This window comes from Nocardioides sp. JCM 18998, from assembly GCF_055391535.1.
The window spans coordinates 4265184-4283281 of the sequence record NZ_AP043886.1 but is presented as its reverse complement, the minus strand read 5'-3'; the positions used below and the strand labels follow the sequence as shown (position 1 = coordinate 4283281).

The 18098-nt window shown below is 70.6% G+C and carries 19 protein-coding genes; 10 read left to right on the top strand and 9 right to left on the bottom strand.

From position 1 onward, the window contains the following. The first annotated feature begins 83 nt into the window (after nucleotides 1–83). The 6 genes from ACZ5L9_RS20115 to ACZ5L9_RS20090 all read left to right on the top strand — a co-directional run bounded on the left by ACZ5L9_RS20115 (nucleotide 84) and on the right by ACZ5L9_RS20090 (nucleotide 6101). Complete coding sequence (locus ACZ5L9_RS20115) at nucleotides 84–1160, top strand: PhoH family protein (protein WP_464531710.1); 1077 nt, start codon at nucleotides 84–86, stop codon at nucleotides 1158–1160. Then, complete coding sequence (gene ybeY, locus ACZ5L9_RS20110; RefSeq protein ID WP_464531705.1) at nucleotides 1157–1651, top strand: rRNA maturation RNase YbeY; 495 nt, start codon at nucleotides 1157–1159, stop codon at nucleotides 1649–1651. The genes ACZ5L9_RS20115 and ybeY overlap by 4 nt, the downstream gene beginning before the upstream one ends. Nucleotides 1652–1679: 28 nt before the next feature. Next, nucleotides 1680–2972, top strand: coding sequence for a hemolysin family protein (locus ACZ5L9_RS20105; protein WP_464531701.1), 1293 nt, complete (start codon nucleotides 1680–1682; stop codon nucleotides 2970–2972). Next, nucleotides 2956–3342, top strand: a complete 387-nt coding sequence (locus ACZ5L9_RS20100) for a cytidine deaminase (RefSeq protein WP_464531697.1) — start codon at nucleotides 2956–2958, stop codon at nucleotides 3340–3342. The genes ACZ5L9_RS20105 and ACZ5L9_RS20100 overlap by 17 nt, the downstream gene beginning before the upstream one ends. Before the next feature lie 87 nt (nucleotides 3343–3429). Next, complete coding sequence (locus ACZ5L9_RS20095; RefSeq protein ID WP_464531692.1) at nucleotides 3430–4803, top strand: FAD-binding oxidoreductase; 1374 nt, start codon at nucleotides 3430–3432, stop codon at nucleotides 4801–4803. After that, nucleotides 4800–6101: a class I SAM-dependent methyltransferase gene (locus ACZ5L9_RS20090; RefSeq protein WP_464531687.1), complete on the top strand. Its 1302-nt coding sequence runs from the start codon at nucleotides 4800–4802 to the stop codon at nucleotides 6099–6101. Before ACZ5L9_RS20095 ends, ACZ5L9_RS20090 begins: the two co-directional genes overlap by 4 nt. A 45-nt stretch (nucleotides 6102–6146) precedes the next feature. Here the strand turns inward: ACZ5L9_RS20090 and ACZ5L9_RS20085 are convergent, their stop codons facing one another. Further along, a complete protein-coding gene (locus tag ACZ5L9_RS20085; protein WP_464531683.1) occupies nucleotides 6147–7100 on the bottom strand; it encodes a quinone oxidoreductase family protein in 954 nt (317 codons plus the stop codon). A 73-nt stretch (nucleotides 7101–7173) separates the two neighbouring features. Here ACZ5L9_RS20085 and ACZ5L9_RS20080 point away from each other — a divergent pair, with 73 nt between their 5' ends. From ACZ5L9_RS20080 to era, 3 genes are read left to right on the top strand one after another with little or no spacing between them, the layout of a single operon-like run. Continuing rightward, nucleotides 7174–7605 (top strand): MarR family winged helix-turn-helix transcriptional regulator, encoded by a 432-nt coding sequence (locus tag ACZ5L9_RS20080; RefSeq protein ID WP_464531678.1) that lies wholly within the window; start codon nucleotides 7174–7176, stop codon nucleotides 7603–7605. Between the two features lie 44 nt (nucleotides 7606–7649). After that, nucleotides 7650–8444 carry a siderophore-interacting protein gene (locus ACZ5L9_RS20075; RefSeq protein ID WP_464531674.1) on the top strand — a complete coding sequence of 265 codons (795 nt, stop codon included), beginning with the start codon at nucleotides 7650–7652 and terminating at the stop codon, nucleotides 8442–8444. Continuing rightward, complete coding sequence (gene era / locus ACZ5L9_RS20070) at nucleotides 8441–9445, top strand: GTPase Era (RefSeq protein ID WP_464531669.1); 1005 nt, start codon at nucleotides 8441–8443, stop codon at nucleotides 9443–9445. The genes ACZ5L9_RS20075 and era overlap by 4 nt, the downstream gene beginning before the upstream one ends. Before the next feature lie 151 nt (nucleotides 9446–9596). Here era and ACZ5L9_RS20065 read toward each other — a convergent pair whose 3' ends face one another. The 6 genes from ACZ5L9_RS20065 to ACZ5L9_RS20040 form a co-directional block, all read right to left on the bottom strand. Beyond that, on the bottom strand, nucleotides 9597–10427 hold the full coding sequence (locus ACZ5L9_RS20065; RefSeq protein ID WP_464531664.1) for a septum formation family protein: 831 nt from the start codon (nucleotides 10425–10427) through the stop codon (nucleotides 9597–9599). After that, on the bottom strand, nucleotides 10424–11200 hold the full coding sequence (locus ACZ5L9_RS20060; RefSeq protein WP_464531660.1) for a septum formation family protein: 777 nt from the start codon (nucleotides 11198–11200) through the stop codon (nucleotides 10424–10426). The genes ACZ5L9_RS20065 and ACZ5L9_RS20060 overlap by 4 nt, the downstream gene beginning before the upstream one ends. A 55-nt stretch (nucleotides 11201–11255) precedes the next feature. Then, nucleotides 11256–12110, bottom strand: coding sequence for a sigma-70 family RNA polymerase sigma factor (locus tag ACZ5L9_RS20055; RefSeq protein ID WP_464531656.1), 855 nt, complete (start codon nucleotides 12108–12110; stop codon nucleotides 11256–11258). A 78-nt stretch (nucleotides 12111–12188) separates the two neighbouring features. Beyond that, a complete protein-coding gene (locus ACZ5L9_RS20050) occupies nucleotides 12189–12674 on the bottom strand; it encodes a flavodoxin family protein (protein WP_464531652.1) in 486 nt (161 codons plus the stop codon). Nucleotides 12675–12679: 5 nt separating this feature from the next. Next, nucleotides 12680–13075 carry a pyridoxamine 5'-phosphate oxidase family protein gene (locus ACZ5L9_RS20045; protein WP_464531648.1) on the bottom strand — a complete coding sequence of 132 codons (396 nt, stop codon included), beginning with the start codon at nucleotides 13073–13075 and terminating at the stop codon, nucleotides 12680–12682. Between the two features lie 17 nt (nucleotides 13076–13092). Beyond that, nucleotides 13093–14205 carry a GNAT family N-acetyltransferase gene (locus ACZ5L9_RS20040; protein ID WP_464531644.1) on the bottom strand — a complete coding sequence of 371 codons (1113 nt, stop codon included), beginning with the start codon at nucleotides 14203–14205 and terminating at the stop codon, nucleotides 13093–13095. Between the two features lie 246 nt (nucleotides 14206–14451). Here ACZ5L9_RS20040 and leuA point away from each other — a divergent pair, with 246 nt between their 5' ends. Continuing rightward, nucleotides 14452–16188, top strand: coding sequence for a 2-isopropylmalate synthase (gene leuA / locus ACZ5L9_RS20035; RefSeq protein WP_464531640.1), 1737 nt, complete (start codon nucleotides 14452–14454; stop codon nucleotides 16186–16188). Nucleotides 16189–16321: 133 nt separating this feature from the next. Here the strand turns inward: leuA and ACZ5L9_RS20030 are convergent, their stop codons facing one another. Next, nucleotides 16322–17242, bottom strand: a complete 921-nt coding sequence (locus tag ACZ5L9_RS20030) for an endonuclease/exonuclease/phosphatase family protein (RefSeq protein WP_464531635.1) — start codon at nucleotides 17240–17242, stop codon at nucleotides 16322–16324. Between the two features lie 69 nt (nucleotides 17243–17311). Next, nucleotides 17312–18088 (bottom strand): ion transporter, encoded by a 777-nt coding sequence (locus ACZ5L9_RS20025; RefSeq protein ID WP_464531630.1) that lies wholly within the window; start codon nucleotides 18086–18088, stop codon nucleotides 17312–17314. Nucleotides 18089–18098 lie beyond the last annotated feature (10 nt).

Below are 18098 nucleotides of genomic sequence, written 5' to 3'. Positions count from 1 at the left end.
AACATGATGGGTGTGCCGCGTCGTTGAAGCCGACGTACGCACCGTCGCACCGATCCCGAGGAGAGGGCCCGTCGAGGGCATCCATGACTGACCAGCAGCACCAGCACATCCAGCAGCCCCTGTCGCAGGGGCACGAGCGCCGAGCGACCACGAAGCACACCGTCGTGGTGCCGAACAGCGTCGATCTGGTCAGCGTCCTCGGGCCCGCCGACGAGCACCTCGGTCTCATCGAGAGCCACTTCGACACCGACCTGCACGTCCGCGGCAACCGGATCACGCTGCACGGCGAGCCGGACGAGGTGGTCCTGATCGAGCAGGTCCTGGAGGAGATCGTCCAGATCATCCGTACGGGCCAGGGTGTGACCACCGAGACCGTCGAGCGCGTCATCGGCATGCTCAAGGCCGCCGAGGCGGAGAAGCCCGCCGACGTCCTCTCGCTCAACATCCTGAGCAACCGGGGCCGGAGCATCCGGCCCAAGACGCTCAACCAGAAGCGCTACGTCGATGCGATCGACAAGCACACGATCACCTTCGGCATCGGCCCCGCGGGCACCGGCAAGACCTACCTGGCGATGGCCAAGGCGGTCCAGGCGCTCCAGGGCAAGCAGGTCAACCGGATCATCCTGACCCGCCCGGCGGTCGAATCCGGCGAGAAGCTCGGCTTCCTGCCCGGCACCCTGACCGAGAAGATCGACCCCTACATGCGCCCGCTCTACGACGCGCTGCACGACATGCTCGACCCCGAGCTGATCCCCAAGCTGATCACCGCCGGCACGATCGAGATCGCACCGCTGGCGTACATGCGCGGCCGGACCCTCAACGACGCGTTCATCGTCCTCGACGAGGCGCAGAACACCACGCCCGAGCAGATGAAGATGTTCCTGACCCGACTCGGCTTCGGGTCCAAAGTGGTCGTCACCGGCGATGCCTCGCAGAACGACCTGCCGAGCTCGCAGAAGTCGGGCCTCAGCGTCGTCGAGGGCATCCTCGGCGACGTGCGCGACATCAGCTTCAACAAGCTCACCGCCCACGACGTCGTCCGACATGCGCTCGTCGGCCGGATCGTCGCCGCGTACGACGACTACGATGCGGCCATCCAGCGGCGCATCGAGGCCCGCAACGCGGAGAAGGCGGAGCCGAACGAGATGGGGAAGCAGTGAGCATCGAGGTCCTCAACGAGTCCGGGTACGACCTCGACCTCGACCACCTCGCCGACCTGGCCCGCTTCGTGATGGACCAGATGCGGGTGCACCCGCAGGCCGAGCTCTGCATCAAGGCGGTCGACGAGGCCACCATCGCCCAGCTCAACGAGCAGTGGATGGACAAGCAGGGTCCGACCGACGTGCTCGCCTTCCCGATGGACGAGCTGCGCCCGGGCCTGGTCGACGAGGACCCCGAGGAGGGCGTCCTGGGCGACCTCATGCTCGCCCCGATCGTGGCCGAGCGACAGGGGGTCGCGACGGGCCACGGGCTGGTCCCCGAGCTGGAGCTGCTGACCACCCACGGCATCCTGCACCTGCTCGGCTACGACCACGCCGAGCCCGACGAGCACCGCGAGATGTTCACCCTCCAGGCCGAGCTCCTCCAGGCGTACGGGTCGCAGGCGATGCCGCCGTCGGCGGACTTCGCCGTCGGCAACCCGGGTCATTGATACCGCCGCTGAGACCAGGAATCCCCTCATGACCGAGGCGGCGCTCGTCGTCGCGGCCACCCTGCTGGTGGTCCTGGCCGGCCTCTTCTCCTGCGCGGACGCCGCGCTCGGCCCCTTCTCCCAGGCGCGCGCCGAGGAGCTGGTCGAGGAGCGACGCCCGGGCGCCAAGCGCCTGGTCGCGCTGCTCGCCGACCCGCCGCGCTACCTCAACACCGTCCTGCTGCTGCGACTGCTGTGCGAGATCGCGGCGATCGTCATCGTGACGCTGCTGGTCGAGCGCTGGTACGGCAGCGCCGGCCCGCTCACGTACCTCACCGTCATCGGCGCGATGCTGGTGATCTCCTTCGTCGCCATCGGGGTCGGTCCGCGCACCGTCGGGCGTCAGCACAACGAGCGGGTCGCCCTGCTCACCGCGACCCCGATCGTCGCGGTGACCACCGTCCTGGGGCCGATCCCGCAGCTGCTGATCGTGGTCGGCAACGCGCTCACCCCGGGCAAGGGGTTCCGCGAGGGCCCGTTCGCCCCGGTCGGCGGCGAGACCGTCCTGCGCGAGCTGGTCGATCTGGCCGAGGCGTCCAACGTCATCGAGGACGACGAGCGCTCGATGATCCACTCCGTGCTCGAGCTCGGCGACACGGTCGCCCGCGAGGTGATGGTGCCGCGCGGGGAGGTGGTCTTCGTCGAGCGGCACAAGAACATCCGCCAGGCGCTCTCGCTCTTCCTGCGCAGCGGCTTCTCCCGGATGCCGGTGATCGACGACAGCCTCGACGACATCGTCGGGATGGTCTATCTCAAGGACCTCGTCCGACGGGACTTCGAGGCGCCCGAGGTCGAGTTCACCCAGCGCGTCGAGGAGCTGATGCGTCCGGTGATGTGGGTGCCCGAGTCCAAGCCCGTCGACGACCTGCTCGCCGAGATGCAGCAGCTGCGCCAGCACGTCGCGATCGTCGTCGACGAGTACGGCGGCGTCGCCGGGCTGGTCACCATCGAGGACATCCTCGAGGAGATCGTCGGCGAGATCACCGACGAGTACGACACCGATCTGCGCGACCCCGTCGGCCTCGAGGACGGCTCGTGGCGGGTGCCCGCCCGCTTCCTCGTCGACGACCTGGAGGACCTGGTCGGCTTCGACGTCGAGGAGGAGGACGTCGACTCGGTCGGCGGCCTGCTCGCCAAGCACCTGGGCGTCGTGCCCATCCCGGGATCGCAGGTCGACGCGTACGGCCTGCGGTTCACCGCCGAAGAGACCGCCGGTCGCCGCAACAAGCTCGGCACCGTGCTGATCACCCCGCTGGAGGATCCCCATGACCGACTCGCGTGACGCGTCCCCGACGCCCGACCCGACCGAGCTGCCCGAGCTGTCCGCCGAGGACAGGAAGCTCGTCACCCTCGCCCGCGCCACCCGCGCCCGTACGGGTGCCGCTGAGGGTGCGGCCGTCCGCGACTCCGACGGCCGCACCTACGCCGCCGCGACCGTCGCGCTGCCCTCGCTGCAGGTCTCCGCGATCGGGGTCTGCGTCGCGATGGCCGTCGCCTCGGGCTCGCGCGGCCTCGAGGCCGTCGTCGTGCTCGGCGAGTCGACCGAGGTCGCCGCTGACGACCTGGCGGCGGTCCGCGACTTCGCCGGTGCCGGCGTCCCGGTGCTCGTCGGCGACGCCCGCGGCACGGTCGCCGGGGCGTTCGCCTCCTAGGGCCGTTCTGCGGCCTTCGTCACGTGGCCAGGACTCCGTGGCCGACCCCTTGTCAGCGCCAAGCGGACAGGGAGTACGTTTACTCGTGTGACCGGTTCTGAGGTGCAGCACGAGGCGTCGGTCCAGCGGTTGAAGGCGTCGTATGCGGCGATTCCCGCTGGTGCTCCGGTGCGGCTGGCGAAGCGGACGACCAACCTCTTCCGCGCACGCGCGGCGAGCACGGTGCCAGGTCTCGACGTGAGCGGCCTCAACGGCGTCATCGGCGTCGACCCCGAGGCCCGGACCGCCGACGTGCAGGGCATGTGCACCTACGAGGACCTCGTGGATGCGACCCTGCGCCACGGCCTGATCCCGTACGTCGTGCCGCAGCTGCGGACCATCACCCTCGGCGGCGCGGTCACCGGCCTCGGCATCGAGTCGACCAGCTTCCGCAACGGGCTGCCGCACGAGTCGGTCCTGGAGATGGATGTCTTCACCGGCGCGGGCGAGGTCATCACCACTCGTCCGGGCGACGACCTGTTCGACGCCTTCCCCAACTCCTACGGCTCGCTCGGCTACGCCACCCGGCTGCGGATCAAGCTGGAGAAGGTGCCCCCGTTCGTCGCGCTGCGCCACATCCGCTTCGACGACGCCGAGCTGATGGCCAAGTCGATCAGCGCGATCACCGAGACGCGTGCGTACGACGGCGAGCAGGTCGACGGCCTCGACGGCGTCGCGTTCGCGCCGGGGGAGTACTACCTGACCCTGGCCCGCTTCACCGATCTCGACGGGCTCGATCCCCGGAACGTGGCGCCGAGCGACTACCACTCGGGCCAGGACGTCTTCTTCAAGTCGCTGCAGCAGCGCAGCACCGACCTGCTGACCATGTACGACTACCTGTGGCGCTGGGACACCGACTGGTTCTGGTGCTCGGGCGCGTTCGGTGCGCAGAACCCGAGGATCCGCCGGTTCTGGCCGGAGCGGTTCCGCCGCAGCGACGTCTACATGAGGCTCCTCGGTCTCGATCGCCGCTTCGACATCGCCGACCGGCTCGATCGCCGGGCCGGTCGCCCATTGCGCGAGCGCGTCGTCCAGGACATCGAGGTGCCGCTGGAGAACATCGGTGCGTTCCTGAGCTGGTTCGACGAGAATGTCGGGATGCGCCCGGTCTGGCTCTGCCCCCTCGTGGCCGAGCGGCCCTGGGCCTCGTACCCGCTCGAGCCCGGCAAGATCTACGTGAACGCCGGCTTCTGGGGCACCGTCCACGTCGGCCCCGAGGCCACGGACGCGCCGACCAACCGCGCCATCGAGGCCACGGTGCACGAGCTGGGCGGACACAAGAGCCTCTACTCCGAGGCCTTCTACGACCAACAGACCTTCGACGCGCTCTACAACGGTGCCAACCTGGCGGCGGTGAAGAAGCGCTACGACCCGAATGACCGACTGACGAGTTTGTACGACAAGGTGGTGAAGCGGCGATGAGCAAGCGTGGGATCGCAGAGATCATCAATGGTTTCTTCGATGGCGGCCTTCCGATCAGGCTGTCGGCCTACGACGGATCGGTAGCGGGCGACACGGCCTCTCCGTACGGCATGCGGATCCTCAACAAGCGGGGACTCTCCTACATCCTGACCGCTTCGGGTGACCTGGGCCTGGCCCGTGCCTACGTCAGCGGTGACCTCGAGATCGAGGGCACGCATCCGGGCGACCCGTACCCCCTGCTCAAGCTCATCGTCGGCAACACCGACTTCGCTCGACCGAGCGTCACCGAGCTCGCCACGATCGTGAAGACGCTCGGCATCGGGAACTTCGTGCCGCCCAAGCCGCCCGTCCACGAGCACCTGCCGGCCTGGCGCAACGCCGTCGAGGAGGTCCGCTCCGCGGGGATCAGGGCGCTCAAGCGCCACACGCACGAGCGCGACGCCGAGGCGATCCACCACCACTACGACGTCTCCAACACGTTCTACGAGTACGTGCTGGGGCCCTCGATGGCCTACACCTGTGCTGTCTTCCCCACCGACGACGCCACCCTCGAGGAGGCGCAGGCGGAGAAGTTCGACCTGATCTGTCGCAAGCTCGGTCTCAAGCCCGGCGACCGCCTGCTCGACGTGGGCTGCGGCTGGGGCTCGATGGTGCGTCACGCCGCGAAGCACTACGGCGTCAAGGCGCTCGGCGTCACCCTCTCGCGCGAGCAGGCCGACTGGGCCGCCGAGGCGATCAAGCGCGACGGCCTGGACGACCTCGCCGAGGTCCGCTTCTCCGACTACCGCGACGTGGTCGAGAAGGACTTCGACGCGATCAGCTCGATCGGCATGACCGAGCACATCGGCGTCAAGAACTATCGGACCTACTTCAGCTTCCTGCACGGGCTGCTGAAGGACGACGGCCGCCTGCTCAACCACACGATCACCCGCAACGACAACACCAACAACGGTGGGGCGGGTGCGTTCATCGACCGCTACGTCTTCCCGGACGGCGAGCTCGCCGGCTCGGGCACGATCGTCGCGGCGGCCGAGGACGTCGGTTTCGAGCTGCAGCACCACGAGAACTTCCGCCGCCACTACGCGAAGACGCTGACCGGCTGGAACAAGAACCTCGTGGACAACTGGGACGCGTGCATCGCGGAGACCGATCTCGGCACGGCGAAGGTCTGGGGCCTGTACATGGCCGGGTCGCGGGTGGGCTTCGAGCACAACGAGATCCAGCTGCACCACACCCTGTTCACCAAGACGGTGGACGGGAACACGACCTACCCGATGCGGCACGACTTCGGAGCCTGAGCGGCAGTCGTGAGTGTCGGCGCGGCGTCCGCGCCCCGCTGACACTCACGACCCGTCGGGGACCAGCACCACACGGTCGGGGCCGGTGAGAGACCACGCCCGCTCCACCGCGCCGAACGGCACGGGGGCGGCATCCACCGCGAAGATGCCCGCGCTGATCGCAGCGGTGAGCTCGGCGAGCTCCGCGACGATGTCGCGGGTCGGCACCGAGCCCTGACCGCTGCCGATCAGCTGCAGGCGAGCGGCCCGCAGCGCCGCCGACGGGATCGGCGCGGTCGGCCCTGCCGTCGAGCCGATCTGGATCCACGTCAGGGGTACGCCACGGTCGGGGCGGGCGGTGACCACCGCGGCCATCGCCTCCGCGCTGGGCTCGCCCCACACGTAGTCGAGGACCACGTCGACGTCGCCGGCATGCGCGGCCAGGTCGGCCGCAGAGTCCGACGTGCCGAGCCTCACGAGGGCATCCGCCTGCCCGTCGAGTGCGGCGAGCCGGGCCTGGTCGCGTCCGGCTGCGACCACCCGCGCCGCCCCCAGGTGCCGGGCGACCTGGACCGCCATCCGGCCGGCGTTCCCGGTCGCCCCGAGGACCAGGACGCTGCTGCCGGGCCGGAGCGTCGTGCGCTGCTTCAGGGCCACCCAGGAGGACATCACCGGGTTCGCCGCCGCGGCGACGGAGACCGCGTCCGCGCCCGCGGGCAGCGCCACGCTGCGGCGTGCGTCGATCACCACCCGCTCGGCCATCGAGCCGAAGCGGGTGTCGTCGAGCACGAAGTAGCGCAGGCGGCCCTCGGCGTCGCGGCCGACGCCGTCGACGCCGGGGACGAGCGGTAGCTCCCCGGTGCTGGTGTAGTGCGAGCCGGCGGCCTGGGAGCGCACCCGCGGATGCAGGCCGGTGGCGACCACCTCCACGACGATGTCGTGAGGGCCGTGCGCGACGGGCTCGGGGACGTCGGTCCAGCGCGGTGCCGTACCGAACGCGGTGACGAGGGCAGCCTTCATATCGACCTCCAAATAGTTTGTAATACCAACTAAAGTAGTACGTAGTGCGAACTAGATCAAGTACTGTTGCGACATGGACTCCGCCACCTCCGATCGCCTCGTCGACGCCCTCGGCAGCGCGGCGTTCCTCACCACTGCCGTCCTCTCCCGCGTCGCTGCGGCGAACGACCTCTCACTGACCCAGTTGCGGCTGCTGGGGATCCTGCGCGACCGGCGTCCGCGGATGGCCGACCTGGCCGATCGGCTGGGGCTGGACCGGTCCAGCATGACCGGGCTGGTGACCCGGGCGGAGGCGCGCGGACTCCTCGAGCGGGCCCGCAGTGCGACCGACGGCCGGTCCGTCGAGGTCGGGCTGACGGCGGCCGGCCGCGAGCTCGCCGACCTGCTGACCGAGCAGGCCCGCGCCGCGCTGGCGCCGTACGTCGACGGCTTGGCGTCGGCCGAGGCCGAGCGACTCGTGGACCTGCTGGACCGCTTCGACGGGATGCCGCGCTCGGTCGAGTGACGAGGGATGAAGCCGCGGCGGCGTCAGGGCCTAGGCTTGGCCTGATGAGCACGAGGGCCCGAACGTACGAGGCGCAGGTCCTGCGCCGTGAGCAGTTGAGTGACCACTTCGTCCGGATCGTGCTCGGCGGAGCGGGGCTCGCGGGCTTCCAGTCCACCGGGATCCCGGACGAGTGGGTCGGGCTGATCGTGCCGGGTCAGTTCCAGAGCCGCTACTACACGGTGCGCTCCTGGGACGGCTCGCAGCTGGTGCTCGACATCGTGGTGCACGAGGTCGGCCTCGTCACCGAGTGGGCGCAGACCGACGTCGTCGGCCAGACGGTCACGGTGACCGAGCCGAAGGGCTCCTTCGCGCTGCCGGAGGGTGCCGGCTGGCTGCTCCTGGTGGGCGACCTGACCGGCCTGCCGGCGATGGCGCGCATCGCCGAGGAGATCTCTGCGTCGGCGTCGCTTCCGGTCCGGCTGTGGGTCGAGTCGCCGGACGTGGTCGAGGGCTACCTCCCGGCCGCCGACGTGCAGTGGTCCACTCCGCCGGGCGACGACGCCTCGGTCCTGGCCGCGGTCGTCGAAGGCATCGACTGGCCCGCGGGCGAGGGCTACTTCTGGATGGCCGGCGAGTCCTCGCAGATGCGGGCGATCCGCAAGCACCTGATGCGGGACGTGAAGCTGCCGTCGACCGCGTACGACGTGATGGGCTACTGGCGCGGCGGCGCCGTCCGGCAGCCGCGCGCCGTCGACCCGGGCCCGATCTATCGGGCCGGCAAGGCGGCAGGCAAGACTGATGACGAGATCTGGGCGGACTACGACGCCGCCCGTACGGCTGCCGAGGAGCAGGCATGAGCGAGCACGACCGCGACTTCGACACCCGGGGCGTCGCACCCGCCGGACCGCTCTACGGCGAACGCCGCGAGGGCTACCGCAGTGGCTTCGCCTCGTTCGTCGGGCGGCCCAACGCCGGCAAGTCGACCCTGACCAACGCTCTGGTCGGGCGCAAGATCGTCATCACGTCGGACAAGCCGCAGACCACCCGTACGGTCGTGAAGGGCATCGTCCACCGCGAGGACGGCCAGCTGATCCTGGTCGACACCCCCGGCATCCACCGGCCGCGCACCCTGCTCGGGGAGCGCCTCAACGACCTCGTCGAGGCCACCTGGACCGAGGTCGACGTGGTCGCGATCTGCTTCCCGGCCAACGAGAAGATCGGCCCCGGCGACAAGCGGATCGCGGAGAACGCGAACAAGCTCAGGAGGGGCATCAAGCGGGTCGCGATCGCGACCAAGACCGACCTCGCCACGCCCGAGCGCATCGCCGAGCACCTGCTCGACATCACCGCGCTGGGCACCGAGCTCGGCATCGAGTGGGCCGAGATCATCCCGGTGACCAGCGTCGGCAACTCGGAGAAGGACCAGGCACAGATCGAGCTCCTCGCCGACCTGCTGCTCGGCCTGCTCCCGGAGGGCCCGCCGCTCTACCCCGAGGGCGACCTCACCGACGCGCCCGACCAGGTCCTGGTCGCGGAGCTGATCCGCGAGGCCGCCCTCGACGGGGTCCGCGACGAGCTCCCGCACTCGATCGCGGTGGTCGTCGAGGAGATGGGCCTGCGCGAGGACCGTCCCGAGGACAAGCCGCTGCTCGACGTGCATGCCAACCTCTACGTCGAGCGCGACTCCCAGAAGGGGATCGTGATCGGCCACAAGGGCTCGCGCCTCAAGGACGTCGGCAAGCGCGCCCGGCTCCAGATCGAGGAGCTGCTCGGCGTCCCGGTCTTCCTCGACCTGCACGTGAAGATCGCCAAGGACTGGCAGCGCGACCCCCGGCAGCTCCGCAAGCTCGGCTTCTGAGGCCGCAGGGGAGCGTCCCCGGCGTTGCCCTTCGCTCGCTGGCCGCTTCGGGTCCAGGCCAGCTTCGCTCGGGCGCCTGGGGGCCGCACGCCCTGCGGCCTCAGGCAGTGGAGCCGTCGTCGAGCGGCGCGCGACGCCGCGGACGCTCCGCCTATGACCCGGGAGCCCAGCAGATGCCGTAGGTCTGACCGTTGTCCCACTGCTGCGCGGTAGGCCACTCGTAGCCCCACTGGTAGTCGAGCGCATCCTTGGCGACGTTGCGACCCGCCTGCTGGCACGGCTCCTGGCCGGCGTCCTTGACCTTGGCCTCGCCGGGATAGGCGCCCGACGGCAGGGGGACGGTGGAGAGCGCCTTCCAGGAGTGCTCCTCGCGGCACGGGACGCGACGGAAGCCGGCCGTGCCCGGCTGCGCGGTGCCGCACATCGCCCAGTCGCTCGCCCGATCGGAGTCGAGCACGCCCTGCAGCGAGCCGGTCACCGACGCGAGCTCCGCGTCGCCGGCCAGGGCCACCACGTCACAGCGGTACCAGTCCGCTCCCTCGGCCGCCTGCTCCACCGTCGGGCGGAACCAGATCGCGTGCAGCATGCTCAACCGCAGCGCCTCCTGGTCCCCGCCGACATAGGAGCCGAGCGCCGCCGGGCAGCGCTGCGCGAGCTGCGCCCGGACCCGCTCGGAGTCGACCGCCAGCAGGTGCCCGCCGACGAGGGTGTCCAGCCCGCCGACGGCGTACGTCTGGGCGGTGTGGCTCTGGGCGCACGGCACCGTGGTGTCGTCGTCCGGCAGGGTGGAGCCGAGTGCCTGGTCGTAGGTCAGCGTGTGGCAGCCCGAGGCCGCCGGGCGCGGCACCGCGCTGGCGACCGGGGGAGGAGCGGTGCTCGTGGGCGCATCCGGCTTGTCGGAGCCGCCGCAGGCGGCCAGGCCGAGCGCGGCGATGCCGACCAGCAGCCAGGCCCCGAGGACGCGGGCCGCAGGCCGTCTCACTGCGACGTCCTCGCCCAGCAGACCGAGCGCCGGTTCCCGGCCGACCACTCCCGCTTGCCGAACCACGTGTAGCCGTAGCCGTAGCTCGCCGGGTAGTCCAGCCACGCGTCGATCGACTCCGAGCAGTACGACTTCGTCTTCGCCTTCACGGTGGTGTCGCCGGGGTAGGCGCTCGCGGCCTCGCCCAGCTTGATCGTGGTGGCGGCCCGCCAGTCGTGGGGCATCGAGCAGGGCACGGTGGTGCCGGAGGCGACGCTCTTGCCCTTGGCGCATGCCATCCACGGGTCGACGCTGCGGGAGCTCAGCAGGCCCTTGGTCGTCGTCGGCAGGTCGACGTAGGAGTGCTGGGTCGCCGAGCCGCCCAGCACGTCGCAGCGGTACCACCGCGCGCCGGCGTCCCAGGCCGCCTTCGAGGGCCGGAACCAGACCCACGTCAGCAGCGAGCGCATCGCGGTGCTCTGGTCGGTCCCCAGGTACGCGGGGAAGTTCTGCGCACACGTCGCGTACGCCCATGTGTCGATCGCCGGATCGTCGTACGCGGCGTCGGTGAGCTTCTTCGACAGCTTGCCGACGGCGTAGGTCTCGCTGTCGTGCGGCTCGCTGCACGGCACCGTCTTGCCCGCATTGCTCGGTCGCGTCACCTCGTCCGTGGTGAGCATCCGGCAGACACCGGCGGCCGGTGCCGCGGTCGAGACCGACTCCGCGCTCGCATGCGCGCCGCACGCCGTGGCCGTCAGCAGGACGGTCAGGACGAGGGCGAGCAGGCGGGGCACGGGGCCTAAGGCTAATCCTGCGGTGGTTGGTTCAGGGGATTGCGGCGTGCGTGGCTCAGGCGGCCGCGACGCCCATCGCGCTGCGCAGGTCGCGCAAGATCCTGGTGAGCAGTCGGGAGACCTGCATCTGCGTCACGCCGAGCTCCGCGCCGATCTCCTCCTGGGTGCGGTCCTGGAAGAACCGCAGGAAGAGGATCTGCTTGTCCCGCTCCGGCAGCTCCTTGAGCACCGGCGCCAGCGCGGTCCGGGCCTCGGCCGCCTCGAGATCGGCGACGTCACCGGTCTCGTCGGGCAGCAGGTCGCCGACCGTGGCCGCTCCGTCGCGCGAGACGGGTTGGTCGAGCGAGGCCGGGGTGAAGCAGCCGAACGCCACGATGGCCTCGTCGTACTCCGCGGGGGTGATCTCCATCGTGTCGCGGACCTGGTCGTCGCTCGGCTCGTGGCCGAGCTCCTGGGTCAGGTCCTCGATGCAGCGGTTGACCCGCCACTGGAGCTCCTGCACGCGCCGCGGTGGCCGTACGGCCCAGCTGTGGTCGCGGAAGTGACGCTGCAGCTCCCCGCGGATGGTGGGCACGGCGTACGTCAGCAGGTCCTTGCCGAGGGTGGCGTCGAAGCGGAAGACCGCCTTGACGAGGCCCTCGTACGCGGCCTGCTGGAGGTCCTCCATCGGCACGCCGCGGCGCCGGTAGCGTGAGGCGACCGCCTCCGCGACGCCTCGGTTGATCAGGACGACCTGATCCAGCAGGCGTCGACGCTCGTCGTCGTCTGGCGCGGTGCGATGTGCGCGATCGAGCAGGTCCTCGGTCGTGCTCGCCCGCTCGGCGCGGGTCAGGCCCCGGTCGCCGTCACGCCTGGATGTCGGCTCCGGCGCCGCATCCGACATCGGGGCAGGTGTGATCGGTGCTGCCATGTCCAGCCTCCATCCCGAGTTGGTGGTGGTTGTGCAGGTCCCCAAGGATTCAGCACTGCGACCCTAGCCCGGGATGGTCTAGACCATCAACAGCGCCGCCAGCGTGCCTCCGAGGTCGTACGCGGCCTCGCGCTCGGGCGCGCCGACGTCGCCGAGCACCTCGAGGACGGGCGCTGCCTGCTGCCAGGCGAGCGCCTGGACGATGCTCTGCACCGAGCGCACCGCGCCGGTGGTGTCGTAGCGGCCGTGCACCCACAGCCCGTACGGCCTGCGCCCGCCGCTCGCCTCGCGGGCCTGCCCGTCGTCGCTCAGCGCGCCGCCGGCCTGCAGGAAGATCGTGTCGAAGAAGTGCTTGAGCGCGCCCGACATGTACCCGAAGTTGGCCGACGTCCCGAGCAGGTAGCCGTCGGCGCCGAGGACGTCCTCGGCGCTCGCCTCGAGCGCGGCGCGCACGACGACCTCGACGCCGCTGAGGGAGTCGTCGTTCGACCCCGCGATCACCGCTTCGGCGAGGGCCTGGGTGGTCGGGGTCGGGGAGTGGTGCACGACCAGCAGGCGTGCCACGGCGCTCAGCTCGCGGTGAGGCGCTTGCCGGTGACGAGGCTGGCCGAGATCCGGATCCAGAGCGGGCGGTGGCCGCTGGCCCAGGTGCGCAGCGAGGTGACCTCGGCGGGTACGTCGCTCTCGTGGTAGAACGCCTCGGCGCGACCGTGCACCACGACGCTCCAGCCGAGGTGGGTCTGCGGGTCGAGGTCGTCGATCTCGATCGCCACCGGGCTCTCGTCGACCTGCTCGGCGATGGCGGAGTGGGCGGTCGTGCGCAGCCAGAGTGAGCCGTCGTGGGTCACGTAGTTGACCGGCAGGATCTGCGGGCCGCTGCTGGTGTTCCACGCGATCCGGGCGAGGGCGCCGTTCTCGAGCTGCGCCCAGATCTCATCGTCGGTCAGGTCCGCGAGGATAGCCATGGCGCCAGTGTGGCAGATCACCGCAGGCGAAGCCGGTGCTCCGCCTGGACCCCGGCGACGCGGAATCCGACCCGGTCCAGGATGGTGGTGATGTAGGGGTCGGAGGCCGGGCTGGTGACCTGCACGAGCCGCACCCTCGTCGCCTTGGACTGCATGAAGGCGATCAGCTCGATCGACATCAGGGTGCCCAGCCGGGTGCCGCGGTGGCGCGGGTCCACCTCGACGGTGCCGTTCACGGCGAACTCCGGGGCGCCGTCGGCCACGGTCAGCTCGGCCGAGCCCACCGTGGCGCCGGTGACGCGGTGGCTGGCGACGACCCGGAAGAGCGAGCCGCCCTGCTCGAGCTCCTCCTCGCTGGTGACCAGCTCGTACGAGGCGCCGTAGCCGGCCGTGTCCTCTGCGATCCGGCGGCGCCGCTCCGTGGTGGCGGACAGGTCCTGGACGCGGATGGCGGAGGCGTGCGGGCGCGGTTCGAAGCCGTAGCGCCGGACGAAGGTCTCGCTGGGGGAGTCGGTCCACACGGTGCCGGTGATCGTCCGGTAGTCGTGCTCCAGGGCGTACGCGAGCGCCTCCTCCATGAGGCGGCTGCCGATGCCCTTCCTGCGGTGGCCGGTGCCGACGGTGCCGTGCAGGACCGCGCCCTCGGCGGGCGTGGTCAGGGTCACCCAGCCGGTGGGGCGGGTGAGCGGTCCGGTGACCCAGAGCCCGCCGGAGAGCGCCTGCAGCTTGCCGAGCAGCGCGCGGGCGTCGACGAGCGCCAGGTTGCGACTGGAGGCGACCATCTCGGAGCGGTCGAGCGCGGCGAGCCGGCGGGCGAGATCGGGGGTGACCTCGGCCGGGGCGACAGCGGTGATGAGGATCTGCGGCTCGGGCTCCTCGGACGGGGGCTCGTCGGACGGGGGCTTGTCGGACGGGGGCTCCTCGGACAAGGGCTCCTCGGACAGGGGCTCGTCGGACACGGGACCGTCGACGACGGCGGTCGTCTCTCGGCCGCCTTCGCCTTCGTCTTCGGCGTTGCCACCGTCGCGGGGCTCGGGCACGAGGATCTCCGCCTCCTCCGCGGGCGCGGTGTGGTCCGAGGCGGCCTCCTCGAGGCGACCCGGGTGCGCGATGCGCGCGAAGAACCTCACGCCGGGGGTTCGGCGAACTTTTACCTTTGCTGAGCGGTTCCGGTGGGTGGTCTTTGCGGCTGCGATCAGGTCCGCGGGCGCAGGTGTGACCCCGTGGTCGGTCGCTCAGCAGGTGGGGTATGGTGGCCGGGTCATGATGTGCGCGCTGCTTCTTAGCTGCCGCGGCGAGGTCTGAGAGAGCCGGACCCCTCGCCGCGGAGTCCGTGTGTGCGCCGGCACCCGACACCCTCAGCTGAGCGAGAGACCATGACCAACCTGAGCAACGCCCGTAACAACCAGCAGCCGTCGCCGATGCCGGTCGGCCGCTACACCGCCTTCGTCCCCGTCGACGTCCCGGACCGGACCTGGCCGACGAAGAAGATCACCCACGCGCCGCGCTGGCTCTCCACCGATCTGCGTGACGGCAACCAGGCGCTGATCGATCCGATGACGCCCGCCCGCAAGCTCACCATGTTCGAGCTGCTGGTCACGATGGGCTACAAGGAGATCGAGGTCGGCTTCCCGTCCGCGAGCCAGACCGACTTCGACTTCGTGCGCAAGCTGATCGAGGAGGACCGCATCCCCGATGACGTCCAGATCTCGGTCCTGACGCAGGCTCGCGAGGACCTCATCGAGCGGACCGCCGAGTCCCTGGCGGGCGCGTCGCGCGCGTCGATCCACCTGTACAACGCGACGGCCGAGCTCTTCCGCCGGGTCGTCTTCGGCGTCTCGCCCGACGAGTGCATCGGGATCGCCACCCGCGGCACCGAGCTCGTGATGAAGTACGCCGAGAAGCACCTGGGCCCGATCGTCGGCACCCAGGACTTCGGCTACCAGTACAGCCCCGAGATCTTCACCCAGACGGACACCGACTACGCCCTCGAGGTCTGCGAGCGGGTCTCGGACGTGTGGCAGCCCGAGCCGGGCCGCGAGATCATCCTCAACCTGCCGGCGACCGTCGAGATGTCGACCCCGAACACCTACGCCGACCAGATCGAGTACTTCGGCCGAGGCCTGACCCGTCGCGACGTCTCGGCCATCTCGCTGCACCCGCACAACGACCGTGGCACCGCCGTGGCCGCGACCGAGCTGGGCCTGATGGCCGGCGCCGACCGGGTCGAGGGCTGCCTCTTCGGCCATGGCGAGCGCACCGGCAACGTCGACCTGGTCACGCTCGGCATGAACCTGTTCAGCCAGGGCATCGACCCGCAGATCGACTTCTCCGACATCGACGAGATCCGTCGCACGGTCGAGTACGCCACCCAGCTGCCGGTCCACCCGCGCCACCCCTACGCGGGCGACCTGGTCTACACCGCCTTCTCCGGCTCCCACCAGGACGCCATCAAGAAGGGCCTGGAGGACCTCGACCGGATCGCGGCCGAGCAGGGCAGGCCGGTCGGCGAGATCGCCTGGGAGGCGCCCTACCTGCCGATCGACCCGAAGGACGTGGGCCGCACGTACGAGGCGGTCATCCGGGTCAACAGCCAGTCGGGCAAGGGCGGCGTCGCGTACGTGCTGAAGTCCGAGCACAAGCTCGACCTGCCGCGTCGCGCGCAGATCGAGTTCAGCCGGGTCATCCAGCAGCACACCGACGCCGAGGGCGGCGAGGTCGGCCCCGACAAGATCTGGGAGATCTTCCGCGGCGAGTACCTCGACCGGACCGCGCCGCTCCAGCTCAACTCCGTGCACACCTCCTCGGCGGCCGGGGAGAAGGACGCGCTGACCGTCAACGTCGTCATCGACGGCCAGGAGCAGACCCTCGAGGGCGTGGGCAACGGCCCGATCGCCGCCTTCGTCGACGCGCTCAACGGCGTCCGTGAGGACTGGGACATCCGCGTCCTCGACTACGCCGAGCATGCGCTGTCGGCCGGCGGCGACGCGCTCGCCGCGGCGTACGTCGAGTGCTCGGTCGGCGGGGTCATCTACTGGGGCGTCGGCGTCGACGCCAACATCGTGACCGCCTCGCTCAAGGCGGTCATCTCCGCGGTCAACCGCCCGGCCTGAGGTCGGGCCAGGTCTCGATACGCTCGCTGGCGCTCGCTACTCGACCAACGGAGCTCGCTGGCGCTCGCTACTCGACCAACGGAACTTGTTGGTCGAGTAGCCCGCGAGGTACGAGCGGGCGTATCGAGACCCCTCAGAGGACCAGCTTCGCGTGGTACTCGCGTCGGTGGTCGGTGGCGTTGGTGTGCACCGAGCGGTAGCCGTGCGGCTGGAGCCGGGGCGTGGCGTACATCTGGTCGATGGCACGCACGCGGGTGCAGTGCCTGCGGTCGACAGCGGCGCTGGCCAGCCCGATGCTCATCAGGCCGCAGGCCGCGGAGCCGGCGGCGTTGAAGTCGCCGGCGATGACGACCTGCCAGTCGTGGTGGGCACGCCGCAGCTGCCTGATCCTGGCCATCTCGAGGCGCAGCGAGACCTGGCGCCACGGCCCGACGTGCCACTGCGGGTTGTGCACGGCGATGACGGCGACCTTGGTGCCGGTGGCCGTGTCCTGGAGCACCGGGATGGTGACGTGGATGCGCTGCCCGCCGTTGTAGCGCGTCGTCATCGACGCCCGCGCCACCTCGGTGAACGCGTCACGGCGGTAGACGACCACGTTGTCGACGGCGTTGCCGCCGGCGACCAGGGCCCAGCCGTCGCCGGCGATGCGGCGGAAGTCGGCGCGCTGGTCGGCGGCGACCTCGGCCAGGACGCCCAGGTCGGTCCGGGAGGCCCGCATGTGGACCACGTCGGTACGCATCCGGTCGGCAGCGGTGACCCGCGCCCGCCAGCCCAGGTTGGAGCGCATCGCGTTCATCCAGAAGAACGAGCGGGTAGTGCGCCGCGGCTTGGCTGCGACCTGGACGACCGGCGCCGTGCCGGCGGCCTCGGTGGACCCACCGGACGCCGTCGGGGAGGGTGAGGTGCTCGGCAACGTCACCGTCGCCGCGACCGGAGCGGCGGCCGCCATGGTGGTCCCGGGATCGCCGTCGTGGGCGTTGGCGGCCCACGGGAGGACGATCAGGAGAGCCGACAGGGCCGCGAATCGCATGGTGGTCGTACGGCGCAGGTCCATGATGCCCCCATCGAACCAGTGGACGGTGACCTGAGGCGGCCACGGGTGGACCGGGCGGGAAAAGCGAGGTTAATCCTTCTCCCGTACCGCCCGGCGCAGCTGGGTCGCGGAGTTGCGGATGACGTCGCGGATCAGCTCGGTCGTCCGCGGGTCCTCGAGGGCGCCGTCGACGATCCGGAGCACCGTGTTCGCGGTCATCTGCACGATCTCGTCGTGGAACGGCACGTAGCGCAGCCGGCCGGTGGTCGGGTCGTTGCGGACCAGGTCGAGCACCATCGCCTCCAGCTCGGTCCGGTTCTCGTCGAGGGCGGTCTTGACGTTGCCGGCGAAGTCACCGGCCTGCAGCACGTCGATCACCTCGTCGAGGACGGCGACGGTGATCGGCCGCTTGATGGTGTCGATGATCGGGGCGGAGAAGTGGTTGATCGTGCTCGCGGTGATTCGGTCCCCGAACACGTTGTCCGTACGGTCAGCGGCGCGGGCGAAGCGCGCGACGGCGATCACGATGCCGACCCACAGCGGGCCGTCCGGAACCAGCGGGAGCAGCGGCACCAGCGCGACCGCCTCCCACCAGTGCCGACGCAGGTAGCGCCACCCGATCCGGAACCGCAGCCAGCGCCAGCTGATCGCGACCAGGAACAGCGCGCACAGCGCGGCGTCGGTCGTCTGCAGCCACGACGGGCTCCACCCCAACAGCACCACGCCGGCGGCCAGCGACGTCCAGGCGAGGACGACCAGCGCCCAGTCGGTGGCCGAGGCCGACCGCCGGTACGCGGGGGAGTTGGGCGAGTCCGGCGAGGTCGGGCCGCCTCTGGTCGGGGTGGGAGTCGGCTGCACGACGCTCATGGCCGCACAA